The organism is Rhizobium terricola, from assembly GCF_012927355.1.
GTDB lineage: Bacteria > Pseudomonadota > Alphaproteobacteria > Rhizobiales > Rhizobiaceae > Allorhizobium > Allorhizobium terricola.
The window spans coordinates 1,219,552-1,245,392 of record NZ_JABBGK010000001.1 but is presented as its reverse complement, the minus strand read 5'-3'; the positions used below and the strand labels follow the sequence as shown (position 1 = coordinate 1,245,392).

Genomic DNA, 25,841 nt, shown 5'->3' with positions numbered 1-25,841 from the left:
CACTGCCTCGCCTTCGCCATATGATCCGCATAATCGCAAGGGTCTCGGCCACGCCGGACCTGCTGTCAGGTTTGGTTTTCGCGCGGTCGATGCGGAAGAATGGAGCAACCGGCATGGATACAGGCGATAGGAGCGGTCACACCTTGCGGCCCGATCTGGCGCGTCGAATGATCGACGCCAGCGATGACACGCTCGGTGGACGATTGTCGGCCGCACGTGACGCGAGCGGCATCAGTCAGGCGGATCTGGCGAATCGTCTCGGCGTAAGGCGCGAGACGCTGACCGCCTGGGAGGCCGATCGCGCCGAACCACGCTCCTCCCGGCTCATCGACATAGCCGGTATCCTCGGTGTGTCTCCGATGTGGCTGATGACCGGCAACGGCCTCGGTCCGGCCGTCGATGACGAGTCGCTACTGCTCGAGGCCATGCGGGTCGAACTTGCCCGCCTCAATGAACTGCACCGAGAGACCGGTCGCCTGATCGACGGCCTGGCACGCCAGATCGAACGCTTCGAATCGGTGCGGCTGCGGCGCTAGCGATCTCGCGTCGCGCTCACGCGCCGGCTTCCGGGCTCGCCGCGCCCTCGTCGCCCACCGTCGGGCCGAACACATCCTCGAAGGCTTCCCTCAACCGGATGTCCACATCCGCCATCATCACCAGCAGGCCCAGATCCACCAGGCTGGTGACGCCATAGGCACTGATTCCGCACGGCACGATCCCGGAGAAATGCGAAAGGTCCGGATCGACATTGATCGACAGACCGTGAAAGCTCACCCACCGCCGGAGCCGGATGCCGAGGGCGGCGATCTTGTCCTCTGCCATGGAGCCGTCGGCGAGCAGCGGCTTTTCCGGTCGCCGCACCCAGACGCCGACGCGGTCTTCGCGCCGCTCGCCCTTGACGTTCATCTTCTCGAGCGTGCGGATCACCACCTCTTCGAGCGCGGCCACATAGGCGCGCACGTCCTGCCGCCGTCGCTTCAGGTCGAGCATCACATAGGCAACCCGTTGGCCCGGGCCGTGATAGGTGTATTCGCCGCCCCGGCCTGTGGAAAACACCGGGAATCGATCGGGCTCGATCAGGTCCTTGGCTTCCGCGCTGGTGCCGGCGGTATAGAGCGGCGGATGCTCGAGCAGCCAAACCAGTTCGTCCGCCGTGCCGTCGGCAATCGCCGCCACCTCGCGTTCCATTTCGGCGACCGCTTCCTCATAGGGAACAAGGCCTTCGGATATCCGCCAGCGCACAGGGGCAGAGCCGGCGGAGGCGAACATTTCAGTCGTAAGATCACTGCGCTGCATTGGGAAAAGCCTTCCTTTCCCTCTACTTGGCAAGAAAGTGGGGCCACTTCAAGGGGCGGGAATCCTTGGGCGTCAGGGCCTTCCGTAAGCCCGGTGCGGGAAATCTCAAAAAACTGTCATCTTGGCCTTGTGCACCCGGAATGCTTTTGCTACATGCAGCCCCGCCGGAGCAATTCGGCGCTACCAAGATGCGGTCGTGGCGGAATTGGTAGACGCGCAGCGTTGAGGTCGCTGTGTCGCAAGACGTGGAAGTTCGAGTCTTCTCGACCGCACCATTCTTCCCTAGAGGAAGAATACGAAAGCCGGCTCGCCGAAAGGCAGCCGGCTTTGTCGTTTCAGGGATTCCCCGTTGCTGGACTTCACTCCGTATCCGTTGGAATATGTGCGTCGGTGCCGATGGTGTTGATCAGATTGCGCACGGTCGTGACCCCGGCTACGCCCAGCACCTTCAGTTCGATCAGCCTTCGCTCTCCGGGCGTATCCACATCGCCTCTCAAGGTCACGACATGACCGTCGACATGGAGGTCCACCGCCGAAAGCGTGGTCTCGGAAAAATTCTCGAGCGCGGCGTGAATGTCCGCCTCGAGCTGATCGCTAAGCTCGCGATGGTCGGTCTCTGGCAGGACCGGGGAGACGAGGGGAGCCTCGCTCCCATCAGGTTCGGCCTTGGTCACGCGAAAGCCGCGATTGCGTTCGCGATCGAAATTGGCGTCAGTCTCGCCATAGGCCGCGTTGGCAACAGGCTTTGCGCCAGCGCCGGCGCCGTCGTCATAGGGCCAGCCGCCGTCGATGTCCCGCTGTTCAAAATCTCGGTAGTCCTCCTCTCGGGAAAACTCGTCTCTGTCGCGTGCGCCGTTGGTCATCATTGCTCCCTTCTGACACTGTTGCGTCGAAGGAAACGCGCAGGATCGGGTTTGGATCCGAAAACCTGCCGAGGCGACCCTATTTGCGGCTCTTTTCCCATCTACGGATCAGCCGGTCGCGTTTCAGCTTCGAAAGGCGTTGCAGCCAGAACATGCCGTCCAACTGGTCGATCTCGTGCTGCATGCAGATCGCGGCAAAGCCTTCGAGCCTTTCCTCATGGATCGCGCCGTCGAGATCGCGGAAACGAATGTCGACAGCGCGCGGCCGGGTGACTGTCTCCGTGGCGCCGGGCATCGAGACGGAGCCTTCCGTGTGCTCCATCGTCTCCTGCGAAAAACCGAGGATTTCCGGATTGGCGTAGTCGCGCCGCCCTCCGAGTTCGGGCAGGTCGAGCACCACGAGACGGAGCGGCACCCCGATGTGCGGCGCGGTGATGCCGACGCCGGGTGCCGCCCTGATCGTGTCGTGGAGGTCGTCGGCAAGGGCGCGCAGGGCGCCGTCGAACTGTTCCACCGGCTCTGCCGGAACCTTGAGGGCGGTGTCGGGGAAGATGACGATCGGACGGACGCTCAAGGAGACCTCTTTCATATTGTGGAGCGGGCAGGCGAAGCGATGGCGCAATCGAGGCTGGACCCGGCTTCGCCGATACGTTAGCAGGAAGCGTTCGCAATTGCATATCGATCGCTGCGTTGCGCTAGGCGGTTGTTGACAATGCGTTTTCCGGCGCCATTCTCGCTTGGGCGAAAGAGGCCGGCCAGAGATTTGATTTGGGCGAGGGCGCACGTATGACCGAGACCGGCGAAGACATCCGCGTTCGCGCTCCCCAGGAAGACGCCCCGGCGGACATCTATGCCGAGGACGGCTCGATTCGGTCAGACTTCCTTGCCCTTGTCGGTGCCGCGATCGCCGACCGCGATCTGCTTTTCCTCCGCCAGAACGTGGCGCGCCTGCACGAATCGGAAATCGGCGACCTGATCGAGGCGATCCTGCCCGACCAGCGTATCGCGATGGTCCGCCTGCTCGGTGACGACTTCGACCTGACCGCGCTGACCGAGGTCGACGAGGGGATCCGTCTGCAGATCGTCGAGCATCTGCCGAATGACCGGATCGCCGCCGCCATCGGTGATCTCGATTCGGACGATGCCGTCTACATTCTCGAGGACCTCGACCAGGAGGACCGGGACGAGATTCTCGCCCAGCTGCCGTTCACCGAACGGGTCCGCCTGCGCCGCGCCCTCGACTATCCGGAAAGCTCGGCCGGCCGCCGCATGCAGACCGAATTCGTCGCCGTTCCGCCCTTCTGGACGGTCGGCCAGACAATCGACTACATGCGCGACGAGGAAGACCTGCCGGAGACCTTTACCCAGATCTTCGTCATCGACCCGACCTTCAAGCTGCTCGGCACTGTCGATCTCGACCGCATCCTGCGCACCAAGCGCCAGGTCAAGGTCGAGACCATCATGCGCGAGATGAATCATCCGATCCCGGCCGAGATGGACCAGGAAGAGGCCGCCCAACTCTTCGAGCAGTACGACCTTCTCTCCGCTGCCGTCGTCGACGAGAACGAGCGTCTGGTCGGCGTGCTGACCATCGACGACGTGGTCGACGTCATCCAGGAAGAGGCTGAGGAAGATCTGATGCGCCTCGGCGGCGTCGGCGACGAAGAACTGTCGGACAGCGTGGTGGAAACGTCGCGCTCGCGTGTGCCGTGGCTCGCGGTCAACCTGTTCACGGCCTTCGTGTCCGCCTCCGTCATCTCGCTGTTCGAGGCGACCATCGAGCAGGTCGTGGCGCTTGCCATCCTGATGCCGATCGTCGCCGGAATGGGCGGCAATGCCGGCTCGCAGACCATGACCGTGACCGTTCGGGCGCTCGCGACCCGCAATCTCGACATTCACAATGCCTGGCGCGTTGCCCGGCGCGAGGCCGGCGTCGGCCTGATCAACGGCGTGCTGTTCGGCTGCATGGTCGGCATGGTCGCCGGGTTCTGGTTTCACGACGTCTCGATCGGCGGCCTGATCACCACCGCCATGCTGATCAACATGTTCGCCGCCGCCATGGCCGGCATCATGATCCCGTTGCTGCTCCACCGAGCGGGCGCTGACCCGGCCGTATCTTCGGCCGTTTTCGTTACTGCGATCACCGACACGACGGGGTTTTTCAGCTTCCTCGGCCTGGCCACCTGGTGGTTCATGTCGGGCTGATGCGCGAAAAATTGACTTATACGTAAAAGTCAATATTATACCGTTTCCTAAATGAATCGGAACGGTTGTGAAGAAATATTACAGCATCACGGAACTGACGCGTGAATTTGGGGTGTCGACCCGGACGCTTCGTTTCTATGAAGACGAGGGTCTGCTCCATCCTGAACGCCGGGGCCGCACTCGACTTTACCGCGCCGCCGACCGGCGACTGCTGCAGGAAATCCTGCGCGGCCGCAGGATTGGTTTCACGGTAGCGGAAATCCGTGAGATCGTCCATGTCTACAAGGAACCGCCCGGCGAGATCGGTCAGCTGAAGCTGATGATGAAGCGCATCGACGAGAAGCGCGAGGAGCTTCGCCAGAAGCGTCGCGACATCGACGAGACCTTGACCGAGCTCGACCAGGCCGAAGAGGCCTGCCTGACCCGCCTGGTGGAAATCGGCGTCGGAACCTGATCCGACCCTGCCTCAGAGCCAGCGCCGGGTGCGCTGGCAGTACTGCTCGAAATCGATCCCGAAACGCGCCAGCAGGTGCATTTCCTCGTTGCGGATGGCAATGTAGGTGGTGACCACTGCAGCCGCCAGCGCGGCGACGAAGAACCAGGCATTGCCGGTCAGGAAGCCGAAGGCTGCGGTCGCCAGTGTATAGCCCAGATAGATCGGGTTGCGGCTGTAGCGGAATGGCCCGCAGGTGACCAGTCGCTGCGCGCCGCGATGCGGCATGACCGTCGTCCGGCACTCGATCAGCGTTTTCACTGCCCAGAGATCAAGCAGCACCGCGGCCGCGATCATCGCGCCGCCGATGCCGAGGAACACGTAGCTGCCCGGCATCATCGAGGGAAAAAGGCCGACGAAGCGGCCGGCGATGAGGGCGAAGAGGATGGCCAGTCCGTAGAGAACGGGCGGCCAGGGGAAACTCAGGGGTTTCAACCGATAGGCATTCATGATCAGGTCCTGTCATTGACTGGTGGCCGAACACGCACGCGCAAGCTCTAGTACGCGCTCATCCTTGTCCGGCAAGATTGCGCCAGACTGGAGAGGCGTCAGTAGCGACTGTTCCTGCAGGCGTTCGAGCGTGCAGGAACAGAACCGGTTGCAGAGTGTCGTGTCCGACCCCTCGGCCAGACAAGCCGCTTCGCAGCTCGCCAGGTAGGACTGTATAGGATCAGGTTTTTGTGGCGGTGCGATGATCGAGATCAACGCGACGATGCCGATCAGCACCGGTTGGTGGACAAGATAGACGAGAAGACTGTTGCGTCCGCCCCAGCGCAGCCAGCCGGGACCGGCGGGAAGCCGGGCCAGCGCATGCAGCCAGCCGCGCGAAAAGGCGAAGCGAGCGACGGCGATCCCGGCCAGCAGCGCTCCTGTCCAGGGCAGCAGCGGCACGTAGTCGTTGGAGCGCGGCAGGTTTTCCGACAACCCGACGAAGAGCAGCGGAGGCAGGTCGAACAGCGGCGCATGGTAGACACTCGGCAGCGCCGCGGCGGCGGCCGCGACGATCAGTGTCAATACTGGTGGCAGGCGAAGAAAGGCAAGGCCGATCAGGCTTGCGGCCGCGATGCAGTGCAGGATCCCGAAGAAGATCCACCCGTCGCGGACGAAGAAGAAGGTTGCCGCGCTGATCGCCAGCGCCGCCGCGACGATCACCCCGAAACGCTTGAAGAAGGACTCGAAGCGGATCGTTGGAAAATGGGCGAGCACCAGGCTGAATCCGGCGAGGAAAAGGAAGCTCGAGGCGATCGACCGTGCATAGAGCTTCAGCCAGCCATGGGTTGCGGTGCCCGGGTCGAGGTAGCCGAAAAACTCGAAGTCCCAGGTCAGATGGTAGGTCGCCATGGCGATGAGCGCGATGCCGCGCGCCGCGTCGAGCGCCCCGATCCGGGGCATCTTTGCTGTGCTCTCGCTGCTGTCGGGATGCGCCGCCACGCTTCTTCCTTCCGCTGTCCGTCTCGTCGTCGGTCCTGAATTCCGCCCCGTGCCAGACCGCGCAAAGGTGACCATTTCAAGGCGCGGGCGGGGGCGATTCGATCAGCGCCAGCCGGGCCTCGGAAAAGAACTGCCGGCGCAGCAGCACAATGAACACGGTCAGTGACGTTGCCATGAAAAGGTAAGGGCTGGCGAACCAGCCGAGATAGCCGATCGACATGAAGAGGGCGCGTAGCCCGGAGTTGAAATGGCTTGCCGCGATGATGTTCATGCGGATGGCGAGTTCCGCGGCCCGGGCAGCCCCTTCCGGATCGCGCCGCGCCTCGTCCGCCATCGGCAGCGCACCGAAGAGGATGGTGCAGTAGTTGAACAGGCGATAGGACCAGCCGAACTTGAAGAAGGAATAGCCGAAGATCGCGGTCAGAACGAAGACCTTGAGCTCGAAGGTCGTGCGCCCGCCCTGCACGATGAAAGGCAGGTCCTTGAACACCGCGTCCACCTGGTCGGTGGCGCCCAGAAGCGCAAAACAGCCGCCGATCGCGAGAATGGAGGTGGAGGCGAAGAAGGCCGTTCCATTCTGCAGGCCGGACATGATCTGCGTGTCGATCATCTTCAGGTCGCGGCCGAGCGAATTCATGATCCACTGGCGCCGCCGCTCGGCCATGGCCTGGGTCAGGCTGGTACGTGCGAAGATGCGGCTTCGGCCGGTGATCCAGGCGAAGGCGAACCAGAGAACACCGAAGAGGCAGAGTGCGATGTAGTCGAGAATGGTCATGAATCGTCCCGGCGTTGCATCTGCATTTTTATGATGCGTCCTCGGTTTGCCCACAAGCGAATTAACCAAGACACAACAGATTGGCCCAAAATGAGGCAGTACTCTTCCGGCGCCCCAGAAGCCTCCTCGTCTTAAGTCATTGAAATCTCGAATATGTATGCGTGATTTGCATGGCTGGTCGCCGGATTTGGTCACTCTTTTGCCATTTTTGCAGTTGCGAACCGCCGGCGATTTTAATAGATCGATGACACGAAGGCGGTCGGGGGACGGCTTTCTGCCAACAACGCTCAAACGGAGTCTTCATGGAAGACAGCATCCAGAAATCCTGCTGGAACGTGACTTTTCGTGCATTGATCGGTTTCGCCGGCATCCTCTGCCTGGCATACCTCTTTGGCAGCATGTGATACGGGACGAACAGTCCTGACTTCCGACAGCGCGGGTCTTTAGGGATCCGCGCTGTCGCCGTTTTGGGAGCGACGACGAATGTCGCGGCGATGAAAGCGGATGTCGGTTCGCCGCCGCATTCATGATACATGATAATTTAGCCTCGCGGCGAACAGGCGACACAAGGCGGATTTCATGTTCCTTTCGGTTTTCGACGTATTCAAGATCGGCGTAGGCCCTTCGAGCTCCCACACGATGGGACCGATGACGGCAGCGAACCGCTTTCTCGACCTCATTGCCTCCGACAGCTGGCCGCGTCCCCAGGGCGCCCATGTCGCGGCGCTGAAGGCCAGCCTTCATGGCTCGCTCGCCTATACCGGAATCGGTCACGGGACGGGCAGGGCGGTCATCATCGGCCTGACCGGCGAGGCGCCGGACCGCATCGACCCGGACAAGATGGACGCCATCATCGAGGAGGTGGAGCGCACCCACCGCGTCGCACCCCCCGGTCATCCCGCCTATCATTTCAATCCGAAGGAAGACCTCGTCTTCGACAAGAAGGAGCCGTTGAAGGGCCATGCCAACGGCATGCGTCTGTCTGCCCTCGACAAGGACGGCCGTGTCCTCCTGACGACGATCTACTATTCGATCGGCGGCGGCTTCGTCGTCACCGACACCGAACTCCTCGCCATGCAGAAGAGCAAGAAGGCCGCGAGCGCCACCAAGGTGCCCTATCCCTTCTCGTCGGCGAAGGAGATGCTCGAGATGGCCCGCCGCTCCGGCCTGACGATCGCCCAGATGAAGCGGGCGAACGAGGAGGTCGTGATGGATCGCGACGCGCTCGACGCCGGCCTCGACCGGATCTGGGAAGCAATGAGCGGCTGCATCGATCGCGGCCTTAAGCAGGATGGCCGACTGCCCGGCGGCCTCAATGTCCGCCGCCGCGCCCGCTCCATCCATGACCAGTTGCAGGAGGAATGGCGCTCCAATCGCCAGAACCCGCTTCTCGCCAATGACTGGCTGTCGGTCTATGCCATGGCGGTCAACGAGGAGAATGCGGCCGGCGGGCGCGTCGTCACCGCGCCGACCAACGGCGCCGCGGGTGTCGTGCCGGCAACCATCCGCTACTACCTGCATTTCCATCCCGACGCCGATCAGGACGGCATTCGCGACTACCTGCTGACGGCTGCGGCCGTCGGCGGCATCATCAAGCACAATGCCTCGATTTCCGGCGCCGAAGTCGGCTGTCAGGGCGAGGTCGGTTCCGCCTCCGCCATGGCGGCGGCCGGCCTTGCGGCCGTGATGGGCGGCAGCCCCGAGCAGATCGAGAACGCCGCCGAGATTGCGCTGGAGCATCACCTCGGCATGACCTGCGACCCGGTCGCCGGCCTCGTCCAGGTGCCCTGCATCGAGCGCAATGCGCTCGGCGCGGTCAAGGCGGTCACGGCCGCGTCGCTGGCGCTGAAGGGCGACGGCGAGCACTTCGTGCCGCTCGACGCCTGCATCGAGACCATGCGCCAGACTGGCAACGACATGAGCGAGAAATACAAGGAAACCTCGCTCGGCGGTCTCGCCGTCAACGTCGTCGAATGTTGATGGCTGGGGCGTCATCGGCGCTTTGCCCTTGACGCCGGCCCCGCGCGGGCTATCACCAGAGCCATGACACTCAATCTGATCAAGCTCTGCGTCGGCGCCGACAGTCTCGACGATCTTCGCGAATGGGTGGCCGAACGCGCGTTGGTCGCGGTCGCGGCCGGCCTGCCGCCGCAGTCGAGCCATGTCACCCGCATGGTGCCGAAGCGGGCCGACGAACTGCTCGACGGCGGTTCGCTCTACTGGATCATCAAGGGCCAGGTCGCCGCCCGGCAGAAGCTTCTCGACATCAAGACCTTTACCGGCGGCGACGGGATCTCCCGCTGCGAGCTGATCCTCGGCCCGGAAGTGATCGAGGTGGCACCGGCGCCGCGCCGCCCGTTCCAGGGCTGGCGCTACCTCGAACCCGATGCCGCCCCCCGCGACCTCGGCGCCTCCGGCGCCAATCTCGAGGAAATGCCCGAAGACCTCAAACGCGAACTCGCCGAACTGGGGCTATTGTAGGGGCTGCGGCGGAGGCCGGCGGTGGCCCCGCTCTGTGCAGGGCGGCTCTTTTTGTGCCTATAGAACGTAGTCAACGGTCAGTACGTACCGAAAGTCGCACCGTTACGTCGGCGTCTTCCGCAGCCATTCCTCTTTCTACAACACGTCTGTAACAGGACAAGGTCTTCGAGGGTGGCCTTGTTGACTCATACCTGTTTGATTGTGACAACTTCTGCATATTTGCTTGGTTTGTGGCATAAGACTTAAGGTTGTGTTGCGTGCTGAAATTAGAGCCAAGTCATGGAGAGGAAGAATGGAGAGCTGCTCAAGCTTTTGGAGCCTTTTGATCAAGCTACAGGAGGTCTCCTGGCTGGATTGGGCGAAGACGCTGGTGGATTTGCTGAAAGGGATTGCTTGGCCGCTAGCGGTTTTTTGCTTGATATGGATCTTTAGAAAGCAAATTCGAGAAAAAATACCGCATTTGCGTAACATCAGCCCAACCAGTGCTGATTTTGAGATGCAGCCGACTTCTCAAGCAACTCCCGGACCTTTTGTGGCCGGCCCGCACCGCCTCAGTACCGTCAATGACTTGGTGGAGAAGATTCAGCAGGAACTCACACCCATTATAGCAGAAAGCAGGGAGCCCCTCTTGGTCAGAGCTCTTGCTGAAGCCAGGGTTCTCGCCGACTTCGAATTCATATTTGCGAATATATTCAAAACTCAGGTTGATGCGTTGAGGCGCCTCTCAGAGGGTTCCGTTTCATTGGAAGAGGCGGAAAAGTATTTTGAAGACAATGTCATACCAATAAGACCTGAGCTGTTTGCGGAATGGGGTTTCGAACGGTGGAGCGCATACCTGCGAAGCCAGGGTCTTGTACTGCTGATCGACGAGAGAGTTGAGATCACCGCCAAAGGTAATGATTTCCTTCAATTTGTGGACAGCCGAAAGGCAGGCGCGACGCTTGTCAACTAGCTGCAAATCTTTGGCGAGCCGACACCGACCTGCCCGGCGGCTAGAGCGGCAGAGGATAAAGAATGTGGCAAAGCTTCAGACCTAAGAAGGCTCAGGATGCGGTTGTACATAGCCGCGAGGGAAGTTGCCCATGAAACTCTGGTTCGATCGGTTCTTGAAGGTGATTGCGGTAATCGCCGCGGTCATGGTCTGCTGGCGGGCGATCTATCCGGTCTATTCGTGGCATCAGAAGCTCACGGTCACCGTCGAGACGCCCGACGGGCCTGTAACGGGTTCCTCCGTCGTCGCCGTCGAATGGAGCAGCAGCCCGAAGTTGCTGCCGGACATGCCGGGTGCCGGTCACCAGTTTCGGGGCGAGGCGACGGTCGTTTGGCTTCCCGGCGGCCGCTACCTTTTCGCTCTCCTGCCAGGGTCGGACTTCCGCGCACTGTCCGTCTTCGCGCCCGACAAGATGCCCAAGCACAGTTGGGCTGCCATTCGGGCCTTTCTGCCGGCCGCGGCACGGGGTTCATGGAGCGGCGGGGAGATACGCACGCTGACACCGGACCAGTATCCTTTGCTGGTCACCTTCGGCGACATCGATGATCCTGCCAGTGTGAAATTGGTCGATCCCGCCGATCTCGAGGCCTCGTTCGGGCCGGGCTACCGGTTGGCTTCCATCACGATGGCCATCACCAATGAGGCGGTGACCAAAGGTAAAGTAGAGAACGTGATGGAGTGGTTGGGACCGTATCCAGAGCCAAGGCTGAGCCCCGCAACGGGCAAGGCGTCAGATATCCCCTTTTCTCGCAAAGTAGCCCAAGGCGACTTCATCAGGAGGTGAGAAATGTCAATCTCCGTAGACCTTTTCATGGCCATTCTTCAATGGACACTTACAATCGCGGCTACAATGCAAGCTTAGGCGATGGAGTTAACGTTGCTAACGGCATTGACCAAGATGGACTTGGGGAAGTCCGGATCGAAAGTTGGCACTGCTGTTGTCAAGGACGTAGATCTCCTACCAGGGTCTGAAAACGCTGGCTTCTACGCCGTTGCCTACAGGTGGAATGGCCAGACAATCATCTCCTATTGCGGCACCGATGAAGGCTTGGGGGAACTCGTGCTGACGGACTTGCCGATCGTCTCGGGAGACGACAACGAGGCAGTGATCTGTTTTGCCTCGCAGTTCTATCAGAGCGTGCTGGCATCTCCCGGATCCGCGGACATCGTTCTCACAGGCCAGTCGCTCGGTGGCGCGCTGGCGGGGGCATCGGCTCACTTTGGTGAAAAGAGGTCATTGCCGCCGAATGGAGCAGCAATGCGAAACGGTTGCCGGGCATTCCGTCGCCGTTCACTCTGAATTCTGCCGCGTCGGGCACGGGTCGGATCCCGGCCCGATTGAGCGCGCAATATTATGCCTCAGCCGCCCGCACGAGGACCTTGCTTCCATCTTCACGGATTTCAAAGAACCAGCCGGAAAACCCGAACCCTTGCGGATTGCCGCCCGTGCGGCTATCTGACCGCCCATGATGCTAGCACCGCTCTACACCCCGGGGACGAAGATCTTCGCCGTCGCCCCTATGATCGACTGGACCGATCGTCACTGCCGTTTCTTTCACCGGCAGCTGACGGGCCGCGCGCTGCTCTATACCGAGATGGTTGTTGCCAATGCGGTGATCCACGGCCAGCGCGACAAGCTCCTGGGTTTTGATGCGGCCGAGCATCCGGTCGCGCTGCAGCTCGGCGGATCGGATCCGGCAAAGCTCGCCGAAGCGGTGAAGATTGCCGCCGACTATGGCTATGACGAGATTAACCTCAATGTCGGCTGCCCCTCCGACCGCGTGCAGTCCGGCACGTTTGGCGCCTGCCTGATGCGCGAGCCGGAGACGGTGGCGGCTTGCGTGGCTGCGATGAAGGCGGTCGCGACTGTGCCGGTCACCGTCAAGTGCCGGATAGGCGTCGACGACCAGCAGCCGGACACCGTGCTGCCGGACTTCCTCGCCCGGATGGTCGCCGCCGGTGCCGACGCGATCTGGATCCACGCCCGCAAGGCCTGGCTCCAGGGCCTGAGCCCAAAGGAAAACCGCGACATTCCGCCCCTTGATTACGGGCTTGTCCACCAGATGAAGCGGGAGAACCCGGACGTCTTTCTCGGCATCAACGGCGGCATCGACACGATCGAGGCGGCCCTTGCCCATCTCGAGGTGATGGACGGTGTCATGCTCGGCCGCGCCGCCTATCACAATGCCACGCTGCTGACCGAGGTGGACGAAAAAATCTACGGCGCCGCAGTGGCCGAGCCCGACTGGGATGCGGTGCGCGACGCGATGATGGCCCATGCCGAGGCCCATATCGCCGCCGGCGGACGGCTGATCCATGTCACCCGCCACATGGTCGGCCTGTTCCAGGGCTTTGCCGGGGCGCGGCGCTACCGGCAGATCCTCTCCTCCGACGCGACCCGCCGCGACGCCGGGCCTGAGGTGATCGCCGAAGCCTTCGCCGCCGTCGACATCGCGGGCGGCCCGAAGCTCGTGGCCGAAACGCGCCAGGAGGCGGTCTGACGGCCGGGCAGGAAGCCGGACCCGGAACCACGCCCGCCCGGACATGGCGCGGGTTTCTCGCTCGCGGTCATGTGCCGCAGAATTCAGGGCCGGGGACAAGAAAATCAATCTCCCCAACGTCAGCCCCATTCCGTTACGTCATGCCAAAAAGGCTGGAATGCAAAACGGCGCCCCGAGGGACGCCGTTCGAAAAATCATCGCCTTGGGGCGAACAGGCTCAGAAGGCCTGGATGTTGACGGCCTTCGGGCCCTTGCCCATGCGGTCCGGCTCAGTGTCGAAGGAAACCTGCTGGCCGTCCTTCAGGGTCTGGATGCCCGAAGCCTGGAGAGCGGAGATGTGGACGAATACGTCCTTTGCGCCGCCTTCCGGGGTGATGAAGCCGAAGCCCTTGTCCTGGTTGAAGAATTTTACGGTGCCTTTGGTGGCCATGGGAGAGTTCCTTTTTCCCTTTTGTCGTTTGGTCCCCACGCCCGGCAGGCCGGAAGAGGGGGCGGCATGCCCTTCACAGGAAGGGCCAGTCGGAAGTCGCGATATCGGGGAAAGAACGTCTACAAGCGGGAGTAAGCCCCCAGAACCACAGCGCGTGGTCGATACAGTCGGTCCAGTCTCCGGGATCATTAGTGCCCGAACGGAAGAATCGGTAGAGCCTTTTTCCGAAAAAGGCAAGAGCCAAAGCCGGGTGAGTCGCGCTGGACGTGCAAGCAACCGGTTGAATCCCTTAAGATTTAGGGGCTGGGGTTTGGTTGCGGCGCAGCATCGGCTGGCGGGTCGTATACTCCGTGCGTCTCCTGTGGACGACGGCGAAAGCAAGGCGGCCGTCATGTTTTGGACAAGTCCGCTTGTCACTTGAAGCGCGCCGCGCGACACTCTAGGACCGTTGCGGGGGACCGTTTTGACATGCCGAGGATGACTGCCGCCGTGATCGATCCCTATCAACTGCTCGGGCTGGACCGCGATGCGGACGCCGCCGCGATCAAGGCCGCCTATCGCCGGATGGCCAAGACCGCCCACCCCGACACCGGCGGCGATCTCGACGGCTTTGCCCGGGTGACGGCCTCCTACGAGCTGCTCAAGGATCCGGTGCGCCGCAAGGTCTATGACGACACCGGCTATGATCCGGCACTCGCCGACGCCGCCGACCTGAAGGGCCTGATGATGCTCGAGACGCTGGTCAACGATATGATCCTCGACGAGCGCGAGCCCGGCAGCTTCGACCCCGTCGCGGGGCTGCGCCGGAAACTCACCGACGACGTGCTGAAGGCCCGCTTCCACATCCTCGAGCTGGAGCGCCACCGCACCCGGGTCCGCCAACATGCCGACCGGATCGGCCGGCGACCGGACAACGACGTGCTCGGCTCGATGCTGCGGGCCCGCGCCCAATCGATCACCGATGCGATCCGCACCGCCGAGATCCAGATCGAGGCGATCGAGCGCGCCTATGCCATGCTGGAAGGCTATTCCTACGAGCTCGAACCGCTCGCCGCGCCGAAGCCGGAAGCCGAGGCCGCCGAATAGGGCCGCGCCGGATGTCCGGGAGCGCCGCAGCTGCCTCGTAAGTTTAAGTTTATCTGGCACCTTGCGGCGCCCCGTTCGGCTGTTTTTGTCCGCGACGATCGGTCTCTCTGCGGCGCCCGATCCTGCCGGGGATTTCTTGAGGCGGAGCCGGTCTCACCGACCGGCGGACGCCCGCGCACCCTCGACACTCCGGTCTTCGCCCCTGTGACGCCTTCAAGAAGCAATAGGCGCGCTGTCAGGGCCGGCAGGGGTTTTGGCCGACCGAGGCCCCGACCCATGCCCCCACGTCGCCAGGGGAAGACCATGTCTCGCGGCCCCCGAAGGACCGGGTCTGCGATCGCTCGAACCCCTCGGCACCGATCCCGCCTCGCCGGGCACGCTCACCCGGTGTATCCGATGGCGGGACAGCGATCAGTCTAAGAGGGTGGCCGAGGGCGGGGAATGCGGGCGGGGTGGTGTTGATTTTGTTGGGAGAATTGGGCGGGATGTGGGTGGGATTCCCCGTGGGAGGTGGCGGGGGCGTCGGGTGCTGATGCGGAGACGCAGGTAGGTTCGTTCGGTCGGCATAGAATCAGCGTAGAGTGAAGCAAGAACGAAGAGCGAGAGCTTGCTCTGGTCTCTGCAGCCGCCAAGAAGGTCGGAGATCGCCGATTCTAGGGTCTTCTATTACAATGTTTTCGACTCCTCGTGCAATATCTTTTGGTATTCGGAAAAGTGGTGCGATAAGCCCCTGATGACGTTCAGGAGATCTATTGTAACAAGACAACAATAAACGGTAGTGCCGCTCGAAATTAAAACGACATATATATTGATGCGGTCACCACAAAATGATGTTGCTATTATGAGTCCACAGCACAATATTATTGAAAAAATTTCAACTATGAAAACATACTGTGGCAAGGCAGTGTATATTGAAAATACGTTTTGTTGTTTTAGAAAGTCTGAAAACGGAAATCGAGTCGCGATTTCGTTAATTTGGGTAAGTGCGGCGACAGTCGCGGCTCCAAAGAAGCCATATACGACGAGCATTGCGGAGAGAACTGAGATCGTGCCCCCGTCTGGCAACATAAACTCATCGGGCTCGGTAGCATACAAAACGAAGCTTGATGGAATAAGTATTAGCAAAATAATTCTAATCGGAAATATCGAAATAAATCCACGCTGCTTATAGCCGAGCTTGCGAGCTGCGATCATAGCTTCTAGCAGTGTTGGTTCAGCCGCCATCAGCTTTTCCCGGTGACAGGTGTTTTGCGATCGTTCTCAGTTCTGTAACGTGTTCCTGTGGCATCGGGAACTCTTGTTTCATTCCCACGAAGTCGACTTGAAGATCCTGGTCTGTGGTGTCAGATACTTCGTCCTCAAGCTTACCGACTGATTCTCGGCGCGGTTTTGGTACGCTAATCTGAACTCCACTAGACGTCTCGGCTTTGTATCCCGCCGTCGCATGACCGCTTTTTTGAAGTTGCTGCACAGCCGTGAGGAACCCGCCGTTTAATTCAAGTTTATCTCCCTTGTTCGCTTTCGCCTTGCCGAGTATATTTCTTATGTGGTCTCGTTTTCTGTCTTCATCTAGCTCCAACCCAAGCTCTTCGCTGTGGGGGTTGACTGGTCGAATTTCGAAATCGACCTCAAATACTCTAAAATTTGTTATGGCTCTTCTTAAGTCGTATGCTGCTTTTGTAGATTCGTAGCTGAATAAGAGGTCCTGGCGAGATAGGAGGATTGCATGGAGTCGAGCCATCGCGCTATCCGCCCTGAGTTTGGCGCCATCCACACACGCTATCATCTTTAAGCGTGGCATGCAGACGAATGGGCTGTTTGGATAATCGTCGTCTGATACAATTATATTGTCGGCTTCATCTCTTGCTTGATCGTACTTTGTAATCTCCCGTTCGGTAGAATGACGACCTATTAGCCCGATAAAATCAGAACTAGAACTATTTGTTTTTCTTACGTTCATGAGCACGGCATCGTCGCGTCCACGATAGCGGGCGAAGCGGCCGGCATCATCAATTCCAATCGATTTTCGAAATATTTCGTAGTGCCGATCGGGTGCAACCAATCTATTCCTGCGATCGGCTAGCTCATATTCGTATAATTTGTACTTCATTGCCACTCCCCCACGCCCGCATTGATAAACCTTAGGGGGAGGTCTGAGAAGCTGCGTTTTATAAGTTGTGTGTCTTTTTGGATGTTGTCGTGGAAACGTGGCCTGCGTTGTCCAGGGGTCGCCATGTCGGTTCTTGCCTACGCCTATGGCATTCGGCGCTATAGTAGCTTCACTGGAATGATTGGTTCGCATCGCCACCCGCGCCTCCTCCCGGGCGCCCGGATTCTATTGGGGCCGGCGGGGCGTCACCCCTTCCTTTGTCAGAGGATACAAAATCAACTTATTAGCCGAAGGGCACGCGCCAGATTTTTGTTGGTAATGGGTTGGTTCTTGGGTGAGTTCGCAGACCCCCTCACCAAGTTCGCCACGCCAATCGGCTACGCCTCTTGGGGCGAACTATCCTCTCCCACAAGGGGAGAGGAGGGCGTCGCGGTTGTGGCTTTCCTCTCCCCAACCTTCTCCCCTTGTTGGAGAGGATACAAAATCAACAGCTTGGCCGAGGACTAAGTGTTAGATTTTGTTGGTGAGGGGGTGGGTTTTGGGTGCGGCGGCAGGCCTCCTCGCCAAGTTCGCCTCGCCAATTGGCTTCGCCTCTTGGGGCTCCATCGCCCTCGGGCGGCGTCGCGCTCGGGCCTCCGGGCGCTGAAATCGACTTTGTCGATTTCTGGCCTTCGGCCACCGCTTCGGAGCCCACCAAGGGAGAGGAGGGTGTCGGGTTTGAGGCCTTGCCCCTCATCCGCCCTGCCGGGCACCTTCTCCCCGTATTGACGGGGAGAAGGAGACGCTTGGCGGCCCTTACTTCACCGGCTTCAGCGAGCTGATGATCGCGCCGAGGTCGGCGGCGTGTTTTTCCTGTTCGCCCTTGGTGCCCCAATAGGTGATGACGAGCAGCTTGTCGGGCTTTGCCTGGACGATCGACAGGCCGATCGAGACCGGGCCGTCGGCGTCGGTGCCGTCCCAGTCGAGATTGGCCATTTCCATGCCGTTCAGCGTGTCGTGGCTTTCCTTGAGCGACTTCTGGTCGACGGTCACCCCGTTTTCGCCGAGGAAGGTGGCGGCGTCCTCGATGACGGCCTCGGTGGTCTTGGCGTCGGCGACGTCGATGAAGAAGTAGACGGCGTCGTCCGGCGAGGTGACCTCGATGCCGGTGTCGGTCTCGCCGAGTTCCCAGCCGTCCGGAACGGCGATCTCGGCGACGGGCGCGTCGGACGGGAACTTGAGTTCGCCGGCTTCGGCTGCGGTGGCAAGCATCAGCGCGGCAAAGGCGGCGGTCAGCATGGACTTCATGATATTCTCCTGGATGGGGCCGAAACGGCCGTGAAACTGCGGCGGCAAGACTAGCCGCGAAGTTTTAAGGCGCGATTGCCGTAGCGCCGGCGCGGACAGAAAATCCAGTGCGATTTCTGGGGGAATCGCGACTCGCGAAAGGAGCGGCGGCGGTCCGGCGCGGATCGGGCAGGGTCGGTTCCCGGCGGCGATCACACGGTGAAGGCGACACCGGGAGCGTCCGCCGGCCCGGCGAGGGGGCGCGGTCGCGCGGAATGCGCGGGCGGGGTGACCACCGGCGATCGGCTGCCGTCCGGCCGGGGCGTGCCTTTTGCCTCTTTTTCCACGTTCGGCCTTGTTCCACGAGAGCAGGCGGACGCTGTGACAGGACAGCTCCCGGAACACCGCGATCCGGAGATCCGGCACCGGCGCGCCGTCGGGTATGCGCTTTCGCGCCGTCCTCAGGTCGCCGTCAGGAACAGCGACCAGGCGAGGAGTGTCAGGCTGAGGCCGGCAAGCCCGCCATAGAGCGCGCCAGGAACTCGACGGCTGCGATGCAGCAGCGCACCGCCGAAGGCGCCCAGCACGAGGCCGGGAAGCGAAGCGACCAGCACCATCACGGCGATGTCGGCGGCGGTAAACAGCGATCCGATATCCGACATCAGCGGCCCGGCCGTCCGGTCTTGCCCTTGGTGCGGCCCTTGCGTTTCTCGTCGCCCGGATCCTCGTGGGAACCGGCGCCGACCCGAGCGCGGATGATGGGGCGGGGTTCGTCGGACGACCCTGAGCGCACTGCCGCCCCCTCCGTCCTGCCGGCATCGCTGGCGGGGACCCCGGGCGGCTTCTCCGGGATCCGGCCGATCACCGGCTTTTCGGTCCGGCCGACGGTCATCTCGTCCAGGCTATTCTTCCGGAATAGCGAGGCGCGGGCCTCGGCTGCCTCTGCATCGACAGGGGCGGGAGGACGGCCCTCGAAGCGCGACCGGCCGGTCTTGGAACGGCTCGACAGCGACACCCTCGGCTCGCCCTCGCGCAAGGGGCGCACCATGTCGGTGCCCGGTCCCATGTCGTCGAGGGAGGGCTTGGCGAAGTAGGAGGCCTGGTCCGCCTCTCTTCCCCCTTGAGGGGGAGATGTCGGCGCAGCCGACAGAGGGGGGTGATCTTCGGCCGTGTCGCTCTCATGCGGGGAACCCGACCCGCGGCGTCCGGTCGGTTTGCCGTTGCCGCCTTCGACGGCCTTGGCCTCCTGACGCGCCATCGGGTCGTCCATGGCGGCGAGCTCGACGGCCTTCAGGCGCTTGATCTCGTCGCGCAGGCGTGCGGCGGCCTCGAAGTCGAGGTCGGCGGCGGCGTCGCGCATCTGCTTTTCCAGCGCATTGAGATGGGCCTGGAGATTGCCGCCGACCAGATGGCCGCCATCGGCAAAGCCCTTGCCGGCCACGCCCGAAATGTCGGCGCGCACGTGGTCGCGCTCGTAAACCGAATCGAGGATGTCGGAGATCTTGGCCTTGACCGATTCCGGCGTGATGCCGTGTTCGGTGTTGTAGGTCATCTGCTTTTCGCGGCGGCGCGAGGTCTCGTCCATCGCCCGCTGCATCGAGCCGGTGATCTGGTCGGCATAGAGGATGACCTTGCCGTCGACGTTTCGCGCCGCACGCCCGATGGTCTGGATGAGCGACGTCTCCGAGCGCAAGAAGCCTTCCTTGTCGGCGTCGAGGATGGCGACGAAGCCGCATTCGGGAATGTCGAGGCCTTCGCGCAGAAGGTTGATGCCTACCAGTACGTCGAAGGCGCCGAGGCGAAGATCGCGGATGATCTCGATGCGCTCCAGCGTGTCGATGTCGGAATGCATGTAGCGGACCCGGACACCCTGCTCGTGCAGGTATTCGGTGAGGTCCTCGGCCATGCGCTTGGTGAGCACCGTGACGAGCGTACGGTAACCTTTGAGCGCGGTTTCGCGGATCTCGCCGAGCACGTCGTCGACCTGGGTCTTGGCTGAGCGCACCTCGACCGGCGGATCGATCAGGCCCGTCGGGCGGATGACCTGCTCGGCGAAGACGCCCCCGGCCTGCTCCATCTCCCAGTTGCCGGGGGTGGCGGAGACGGCGACGGTCTGCGGCCGCATGGCGTCCCATTCCTCGAAGCGTAAGGGGCGGTTGTCCATGCAGGACGGCAGGCGAAAACCGTATTCGGCGAGCGTCGCCTTGCGGCGGAAGTCGCCGCGATACATGCCGCCGATCTGCGGGATGGTGACATGGCTTTCGTCGATGAAAATCAGCGCGTTGTCCGGGATGTATTCGAACAGCGTCGGCGGCGGCTCGCCCGGTTTGCGGCCGGTGAGGTAGCGGGAATAATTCTCGATGCCGGCGCAGGAGCCGGTCGCCTCCAGCATCTCGACGTCGTAGCGGGTGCGCTGTTCGAGGCGCTGGGCCTCGAGCAGGCGTCCGGCCTTCTCGAGCTCGGCGAGGCGGGCCTTCAGCTCGTCCTTGATCGATTTGATCGCGCCGTTCAGCGTCGGGCGCGGCGTGACATAGTGAGAGTTGGCGTAGATCTTCACCGACTTCATGTCGCCGGTCTTCTTGCCGGTCAGAGGATCGAATTCGGTGATCGCGTCGATCTCGTCGCCGAACATCGAGATGCGCCAGGCGGCATCTTCAAGGTGGGCAGGGAAGATTTCAATGGTATCGCCGCGCACCCGGAAGGAGCCGCGGACGAAATTGATCTCCTGCCGCTTGTACTGCTGGGCGACCAGGTCGGCGAGCAGCTGGCGCTGGTCGAGCCGGTCGCCGACATTCATCTGGAAGGTCATGGCGGTATAGGTCTCGACCGAGCCGATACCGTAGATGCACGAGACGGAGGCGACGATGATGCAGTCGTCGCGCTCGAGGATGGCGCGGGTGGCGGCGTGGCGCATCCGGTCGATCTGTTCGTTGATCGAACTCTCCTTCTCGATGAAGGTGTCGGAGCGCGGCACATAGGCTTCCGGCTGGTAGTAGTCGTAGTAGGAAACGAAATACTCGACCGCGTTGTCGGGGAAGAAGTTCTTGAACTCGGAATAGAGCTGGGCGGCGAGCGTCTTGTTCGGCGCGAGGATGACGGCGGGGCGCTGCGTCTCCTCGATGACCTTGGCCATGGTGAAGGTCTTGCCGGACCCGGTGACGCCGAGCAGCACCTGGCTCCGGTCGCCGGCATTCAGCCCCTCGACGAGATCCTTGATGGCAGTCGGCTGGTCGCCGGCCGGCTGGTAGTCGGACTGCATGCGGATGGCGATGCCGCCTTCCGACTTTTCCGGCCGGGCCGGGCGGTGGGGCGTCCAGATCTTGCCGTCCTTGAACAGCGGATTGCCGCTCTCGATCAGCTTCGACAGCGCGTCGACGGTCGCGGTAACCGCGCCGGGCGCCAGACTGGCGGCCTCCTCCAGCGAGACGTCCATGCCGGCGACCGGGTTGAGGCCGGCGGCTGCACGGGTCTTCGGGTCACTCGAGGCGCCCATCGAGGTGCCGCGCGCCGACCGCGTCACAGCGACCTTCTCCGCGTGCTTGCGGGCCTCGATCTCGATCTTCTTGCGGTGCTTGCCGGCCTTGGAGGCGATCTCGCGCTGGGTCTCGACGCTCGATGCCTCGGCCTCCGCCTCGAGCTGCTTCACCCAGTCGGCCACCGATCCCGACAGCGGCGCGCCGTCGAACGATGCCTGGGGAGCCTCCTCGAAACCGGTGGCGGCGGATGAATTTTTCGGTGCTTTGGCCATGCGGCGAATATGGAGAATCCGCTCTGCAAAGGAAAGGGGGCGCGGCCGGAAAACCGGAACGAAAAAGCAACGGACCGGGGATCAACTGACAGGATGGTGGCAGGAGACGGACGGCCGGACGAGGTGGCGCGGGCTCAGGCGACCGCCTTGCGTTCGCCGGCTTCCTGGCGGTGACGGCCGATCCAGGCGATGAGGGCTTCGACGGGCATGGGGCGGGCAAAGAAATAGCCCTGGGCGACGCGGCAGCCGAGCATCTTGAGGATGGCCGCGTCCTCTGCGGTTTCCACCCCTTCCACGACGATGTCGAGCGACAGGGCGTAGCCGAGGCCGACCAGTGCGGCGATGAGGTCCTGGTTGGGGCGGGAGGCCGCGACATTGCGGGCAAAGCTGCGGTCGATCTTCAGGCGGTCGATCTTCAGGCTGATCAGGTAGGCGAGCGAGGAATGCCCCATGCCGAAATCGTCGACGGCGAGCTTGTAGCCCGCGGTTTCAAGCCGTTTGAGCTGTTCGCCTGCGCCATCGGAGTCGAGAATGGCCTCCTCGGTAATCTCGATTTCCAGACGAGCGGGGTTGACGCCGTGCTGGCAGGTGACCAGTTCGAGCATGTCGGCGACCGAATAGAGGGCGAATTCGCGCGGCGAGATGTTGAGCGCGACGGTGACGTCCGGCAGTTCCAGCGACGGCAGGCGGGTCAGCAGTTTGCAGACGGAGGCAGCGATGTGCGCCGTCAGCGTTTCGGCGAGATGAAGGGACTGTGCGGCGGTGACGATTTCCGGCGGCGACACGAAGCCGAGCCGTGGGTGATGCCAGCGAACAAGGGCTTCGAACCCAGCGATTCCGTTGCTTTCGAGGTCGATCTGCGGCTGGAACCATGTCTCGATCGCGCCGCTACGGATCGCGGCTTCGAGATCCTGCTCGATCAGCCGCTGGCGTTCGGCCACTGCCTTGAGGTCCGGATCGAATTCCTGGATCTGGCGACGCCCCTTGCCCTTGGCTTCGTAGAGCGCCATGTCGGCGCTGGCGAGCAGGTCCTCGGCGCTGCCGGCGTGATCCGGGAAGGTGGCCAGCCCGATGCTGACGCCGACGACAGACTGTGCACCACCGTAGGCGATCGGCTGGCGGCTGGCTTCGAGCATGGCGGCGGAATGGACTAGGGCACGTTCGCGGGCGTCGGTGCCGGACAGGATGACGGCGAACTCGTCCCCGCCGAGGCGGGCGGTCACGCCGTCGTCGCCGATGATGCGGATGAGCCTCCGGCCGACTTCTGCGAGTACTGCATCGCCTGCGCTGTGACCGAGCGCGTCGTTGATCTGCTTGAAGCGGTCGAGGTCGAGGAGGAGGAGCGCAACGTTACCGCCATTTACCTGCGCTCCGGCGATCTCTCCGAGTAGGCGCCCGTTGAAGTGCATGCGGTTGGCGAGCCCGGTGATCGGATCGCGATTGGCGAGCACTTCGAGGCGGCTATTCTTCTGCAGGATGTCTTCATTGGCGGTTGCGAGCGAATCGGCCAGGGCCGTCGCTTCCAGCTTGGCAAGTTCGTTGCTGACGAAGACTCGCTCAGCGGACAGGTTGCTGCGGACCATCACCATCATGAGACCGATGACGTTCAGCACCATCACCGCCGCCGAGGGCCCACCCATGTCCGTGAGTGTGAAGATGACTGAAATCAGCACGGGCAGCGCGAACGCCATGGAAATTTGGGCAAAGCCCATGCCGCGGACCATCGACCCGGCCGAAATGCCGATCATCACCAGCGAGATCGTCGCGTCGCGGCCTGTCGCCTCGAAATCCGGAATGCAGAAGGGCAGGGCTGCCCAAGTAATGCCAGTCAGAAACGCCCCGAAGGAAACCAGGCGCAACGCGTAGTCAGGATGGCTATCGACATAGTTGAAGCGTCGAAGGCGGGCCGCACTGAACACGCGGTAGGCCAAGACGAGCGCGATCGTTGCGCTCCACGCGAGAAGACCAGTCTGGAGGCCCCTGCTGATGGCGACGATGATCGAGGCGGAAAGCGAGATGGCGGCGTTGAAGACCAGGGTCGAGCTGAGGCCTTGCAAGATGTGGCTCGCCTGCGCACGCCGGATCGCGGGCAGGAATTTCGAGTTGATCGGCAGGTCGTGTTGGTCCAACTGCAATACCCGATTGAAAATTGATTTGTCTGAAAGTGCAGGCTACTCCCATGCATGAGGCTGCCATGATTATGATAAAATTCATTTAACGGCGCGGAAGACGGCAAGAAATTGCCTCGTTGCCATGCAGCTGCCTGCACCGGTGGTTGTGCAGAACGGTATCGAGCCGGTGCCGGACCACCGGGCGGGATTGGACGAGCGGGGCCGAATCCGGCATGGTCCGACCATTGTCAGCGGATTCGCCGCGGCTTCGGGCATGAGGTCCCGGTGTCGTCGGACCGCTTCGAGCCCAGGATATTCCCATGCCGACCTTCAGTCCCGCCGCGATCTGGCCGATCGTGCTTCTGTCCCTGTCCAACGTTTTCATGACCTTTGCCTGGTACGGGCATCTGAAGTTCAAGGGCTCGGCGATCTTCCTCGCGATCCTCGTGAGCTGGGGCATCGCCTTCTTCGAATACTGCCTGGCAGTGCCTGCCAACCGCATCGGCGCGCAGGTCTATTCGGCCGCGCAGCTGAAGACGATCCAGGAGGTCATCACCCTGCTGGTGTTTTCCGGATTTTCGATCTTCTGGCTGAAGGAGTCGCTGACCATCAACCACTTCCTCGGCTTCGCCCTGATCGCCGGTGGTGCCGCACTCATCTTCAGGGCATGACCGGAAGTCGCGCGCACGCAGCCAGAGCGTATCAGCCGGCTTCTGCCGCAACAGCGGATGCCCGGGCCTGCCGTTCGAAGACGGCGAGCGGCACCGGTCTGCCGAAAAGGTAGCCCTGGAACTCGGCACATCCCGCCTCGCGCAGAAAGGCGAACTGATCATCGTTTTCCACGCCCTCGGCCAGGACCCGAAGGTCGAGGTCCAGGCCGATCTGGATGATGCTCCTGATGAGGGATGCGCCGCGGCCCTCGTCCAGGCATTCCTGAACGAAGCTGCGGTCGACCTTCAACTGGTCCAGAGGCAGGCGCCGGAGATAGCTGAGAGACGAGTAGCCGGTCCCGAAATCGTCAAGCGCAAAGCCGACACCGGCGGCGCGGATCGCCGTCATCTTGCCGATGACCGGCTCCAGTCCTGAAATCACGACGCTTTCCGTGAGCTCGAGCTTAAGCTTACGTGCGTCGATGCCGTTCTGATTGATGGCGTCGAGCACGGTACGTTCGAAGCCGTCGAGCATGAACTGGCTGGCGCTGACGTTGATGGCAAGAGTAAGCGAGGCGAGGGACGGCTCGTCGCGCCAGCTCGCCAGCGTGCGGCAGGCGCTCTTCAGTACCCATGATCCGAGTTCCGGCATCAGCCCGGCTTCTTCCGCCACGGGAATGAAGGCTGCCGGCGAGATCGTGCCGTGTTCCGGATGTTTCCAGCGCAGAAGCGCCTCCGCGCCGAGAAGCTTGCCGTCGGCCCCAACCTGCGGCTGGTAGAACAGTTCGAGCTGCTGATTTCGCAAGGCGGTCCGCAGATCCTGCACCATTCCCTGCTGACGCGCGAACTCTCGCTGCATCACGTAGATGCTGCCGCAGCAGAGAAGGGTTGCGACGGTCGCATTGATCCAGGTGCCGATGCCGCGCATTTCTTCGGGGATCGGCGAGGCGAACGGCAGGGCGAGGTGTGCGCTGGAAAAGGCGACGAAGGTCGCGAGGCATGCCACGACGAAGACGAGGTGCACCCGGGAGCGCTGTCGCATGTAGTTGATGTAGCCCAGGATGGCCAGCGAGGGCAGATAGAGGTGCGAGACGCGCGGCGAAACCTCGGTCGGGATGTCGAAGGTCGCGCAAAAGCCGACGGCGAAGGCAAGGAAACCGAATTCGCAGACGAGAATGGCGCCGGTCAGTCGGCCCGCCCGGGTAAGCATCCAGCCTGTCAGTCCGAGCAGGGCGAAAAGCACTTCTGCGAAGGCAAGTGGCCAAAGATGAAGCCAGGCAAAAAGGCCGGTCCAGAATACTCCGATGGTAAATCCGGCAACCGACACGACCTTGTAGGCATAGATCACCCGTTGATCATCGGCGTCCGTGCCAATATCACCTGTTTTCTGTGGTCCGCCTTCCG

At 62.1% G+C, this 25,841-nt stretch carries 25 protein-coding genes and 1 tRNA gene; 12 read left to right on the top strand and 14 right to left on the bottom strand.

Going from position 1 to position 25,841, the window contains the following annotated elements:
• Positions 1-113 precede the first annotated feature (113 nt).
• Positions 114-536: a helix-turn-helix domain-containing protein gene (locus HHL25_RS05890; RefSeq protein ID WP_390624496.1), complete on the top strand. Its 423-nt coding sequence runs from the start codon at positions 114-116 to the stop codon at positions 534-536.
• A 16-nt stretch (positions 537-552) separates the two neighbouring features.
• Here HHL25_RS05890 and lipB read toward each other — a convergent pair whose 3' ends face one another.
• Positions 553-1,296, bottom strand: coding sequence for a lipoyl(octanoyl) transferase LipB (lipB, locus tag HHL25_RS05885; protein WP_169588152.1), 744 nt, complete (start codon positions 1,294-1,296; stop codon positions 553-555).
• Positions 1,297-1,486: 190 nt separating this feature from the next.
• Here lipB and HHL25_RS05880 point away from each other — a divergent pair.
• A tRNA-Leu gene (locus HHL25_RS05880) sits at positions 1,487-1,571 on the top strand.
• A gap of 84 nt (positions 1,572-1,655) precedes the next feature.
• On the opposite strand, the gene HHL25_RS05875 is transcribed toward HHL25_RS05880, so the two are convergent.
• On the bottom strand, positions 1,656-2,162 hold the full coding sequence (locus HHL25_RS05875) for a BON domain-containing protein (protein WP_246701696.1): 507 nt from the start codon (positions 2,160-2,162) through the stop codon (positions 1,656-1,658).
• Positions 2,163-2,238: 76 nt separating this feature from the next.
• Positions 2,239-2,733: a peptide deformylase gene (locus HHL25_RS05870; RefSeq protein ID WP_169588150.1), complete on the bottom strand. Its 495-nt coding sequence runs from the start codon at positions 2,731-2,733 to the stop codon at positions 2,239-2,241.
• Between the two features lie 212 nt (positions 2,734-2,945).
• On the opposite strand from HHL25_RS05870, the gene mgtE reads away from it, so the two are divergent.
• Both mgtE and HHL25_RS05860 read left to right on the top strand, forming a co-directional pair.
• Complete coding sequence (gene mgtE / locus HHL25_RS05865; protein WP_169588148.1) at positions 2,946-4,364, top strand: magnesium transporter; 1,419 nt, start codon at positions 2,946-2,948, stop codon at positions 4,362-4,364.
• A 67-nt stretch (positions 4,365-4,431) separates the two neighbouring features.
• Positions 4,432-4,818, top strand: coding sequence for a MerR family transcriptional regulator (locus tag HHL25_RS05860; protein ID WP_169588146.1), 387 nt, complete (start codon positions 4,432-4,434; stop codon positions 4,816-4,818).
• Positions 4,819-4,830: 12 nt separating this feature from the next.
• On the opposite strand, the gene HHL25_RS05855 is transcribed toward HHL25_RS05860, so the two are convergent.
• The 3 genes from HHL25_RS05855 to HHL25_RS05845 all read right to left on the bottom strand — a co-directional run bounded on the left by HHL25_RS05855 (position 4,831) and on the right by HHL25_RS05845 (position 7,063).
• Entirely contained in the window at positions 4,831-5,307 is a 477-nt protein-coding gene (locus HHL25_RS05855) for a methyltransferase family protein (protein ID WP_169588145.1), read from the bottom strand.
• A 12-nt stretch (positions 5,308-5,319) separates the two neighbouring features.
• Positions 5,320-6,288 (bottom strand): heparan-alpha-glucosaminide N-acetyltransferase, encoded by a 969-nt coding sequence (locus HHL25_RS05850; protein ID WP_169588143.1) that lies wholly within the window; start codon positions 6,286-6,288, stop codon positions 5,320-5,322.
• Positions 6,289-6,364: 76 nt separating this feature from the next.
• Positions 6,365-7,063, bottom strand: a complete 699-nt coding sequence (locus HHL25_RS05845; RefSeq protein ID WP_169588141.1) for a DUF599 domain-containing protein — start codon at positions 7,061-7,063, stop codon at positions 6,365-6,367.
• 579 nt (positions 7,064-7,642) lie between these two features.
• Here HHL25_RS05845 and HHL25_RS05840 point away from each other — a divergent pair.
• The 6 genes from HHL25_RS05840 (at position 7,643) to dusA (ending at position 13,036) form a co-directional block, all read left to right on the top strand.
• Positions 7,643-9,043: an L-serine ammonia-lyase gene (locus HHL25_RS05840; RefSeq protein ID WP_169588139.1), complete on the top strand. Its 1,401-nt coding sequence runs from the start codon at positions 7,643-7,645 to the stop codon at positions 9,041-9,043.
• A 63-nt stretch (positions 9,044-9,106) separates the two neighbouring features.
• A complete protein-coding gene (locus HHL25_RS05835) occupies positions 9,107-9,544 on the top strand; it encodes a DUF1489 family protein (protein WP_169588137.1) in 438 nt (145 codons plus the stop codon).
• Between the two features lie 292 nt (positions 9,545-9,836).
• On the top strand, positions 9,837-10,496 hold the full coding sequence (locus HHL25_RS05830) for a hypothetical protein (protein WP_169588135.1): 660 nt from the start codon (positions 9,837-9,839) through the stop codon (positions 10,494-10,496).
• A 130-nt stretch (positions 10,497-10,626) separates the two neighbouring features.
• On the top strand, positions 10,627-11,319 hold the full coding sequence (locus HHL25_RS05825) for a hypothetical protein (RefSeq protein ID WP_169588133.1): 693 nt from the start codon (positions 10,627-10,629) through the stop codon (positions 11,317-11,319).
• 105 nt (positions 11,320-11,424) lie between these two features.
• Positions 11,425-11,835 (top strand): hypothetical protein, encoded by a 411-nt coding sequence (locus HHL25_RS05820; protein WP_169588131.1) that lies wholly within the window; start codon positions 11,425-11,427, stop codon positions 11,833-11,835.
• 169 nt (positions 11,836-12,004) lie between these two features.
• On the top strand, positions 12,005-13,036 hold the full coding sequence (dusA, locus tag HHL25_RS05815) for a tRNA dihydrouridine(20/20a) synthase DusA (protein ID WP_169589612.1): 1,032 nt from the start codon (positions 12,005-12,007) through the stop codon (positions 13,034-13,036).
• Positions 13,037-13,253: 217 nt separating this feature from the next.
• Here dusA and HHL25_RS05810 read toward each other — a convergent pair whose 3' ends face one another.
• Positions 13,254-13,466, bottom strand: a complete 213-nt coding sequence (locus HHL25_RS05810) for a cold-shock protein (protein WP_028735154.1) — start codon at positions 13,464-13,466, stop codon at positions 13,254-13,256.
• Positions 13,467-13,934: 468 nt separating this feature from the next.
• On the opposite strand from HHL25_RS05810, the gene HHL25_RS05805 reads away from it, so the two are divergent.
• Positions 13,935-14,552 carry a DnaJ domain-containing protein gene (locus HHL25_RS05805; protein ID WP_205927724.1) on the top strand — a complete coding sequence of 206 codons (618 nt, stop codon included), beginning with the start codon at positions 13,935-13,937 and terminating at the stop codon, positions 14,550-14,552.
• 666 nt (positions 14,553-15,218) lie between these two features.
• Here the strand turns inward: HHL25_RS05805 and HHL25_RS05800 are convergent.
• From HHL25_RS05800 to HHL25_RS05775, 6 genes are all read right to left on the bottom strand, one after another.
• Positions 15,219-15,776 (bottom strand): hypothetical protein, encoded by a 558-nt coding sequence (locus tag HHL25_RS05800; RefSeq protein WP_169588129.1) that lies wholly within the window; start codon positions 15,774-15,776, stop codon positions 15,219-15,221.
• Complete coding sequence (locus HHL25_RS05795) at positions 15,766-16,662, bottom strand: hypothetical protein (protein ID WP_169588127.1); 897 nt, start codon at positions 16,660-16,662, stop codon at positions 15,766-15,768. The genes HHL25_RS05800 and HHL25_RS05795 overlap by 11 nt, the downstream gene beginning before the upstream one ends.
• Before the next feature lie 795 nt (positions 16,663-17,457).
• On the bottom strand, positions 17,458-17,949 hold the full coding sequence (locus tag HHL25_RS05790; RefSeq protein ID WP_169588125.1) for a histidine kinase: 492 nt from the start codon (positions 17,947-17,949) through the stop codon (positions 17,458-17,460).
• Positions 17,950-18,389: 440 nt separating this feature from the next.
• Positions 18,390-18,590 (bottom strand): hypothetical protein, encoded by a 201-nt coding sequence (locus HHL25_RS05785; RefSeq protein WP_169588123.1) that lies wholly within the window; start codon positions 18,588-18,590, stop codon positions 18,390-18,392.
• Entirely contained in the window at positions 18,590-21,676 is a 3,087-nt protein-coding gene (uvrB, locus tag HHL25_RS05780) for an excinuclease ABC subunit UvrB (RefSeq protein WP_169588121.1), read from the bottom strand. Before uvrB ends, HHL25_RS05785 begins: the two co-directional genes overlap by 1 nt.
• Before the next feature lie 134 nt (positions 21,677-21,810).
• Complete coding sequence (locus HHL25_RS05775) at positions 21,811-23,805, bottom strand: putative bifunctional diguanylate cyclase/phosphodiesterase (protein ID WP_246701695.1); 1,995 nt, start codon at positions 23,803-23,805, stop codon at positions 21,811-21,813.
• A gap of 302 nt (positions 23,806-24,107) precedes the next feature.
• On the opposite strand from HHL25_RS05775, the gene HHL25_RS05770 reads away from it, so the two are divergent.
• Complete coding sequence (locus HHL25_RS05770) at positions 24,108-24,458, top strand: DMT family protein (RefSeq protein ID WP_169588119.1); 351 nt, start codon at positions 24,108-24,110, stop codon at positions 24,456-24,458.
• 31 nt (positions 24,459-24,489) lie between these two features.
• On the opposite strand, the gene HHL25_RS23680 is transcribed toward HHL25_RS05770, so the two are convergent.
• Positions 24,490-25,785 carry a putative bifunctional diguanylate cyclase/phosphodiesterase gene (locus HHL25_RS23680; protein WP_169588117.1) on the bottom strand — a complete coding sequence of 432 codons (1,296 nt, stop codon included), beginning with the start codon at positions 25,783-25,785 and terminating at the stop codon, positions 24,490-24,492.
• Between the last annotated feature and the right edge of the window lie 56 nt (positions 25,786-25,841).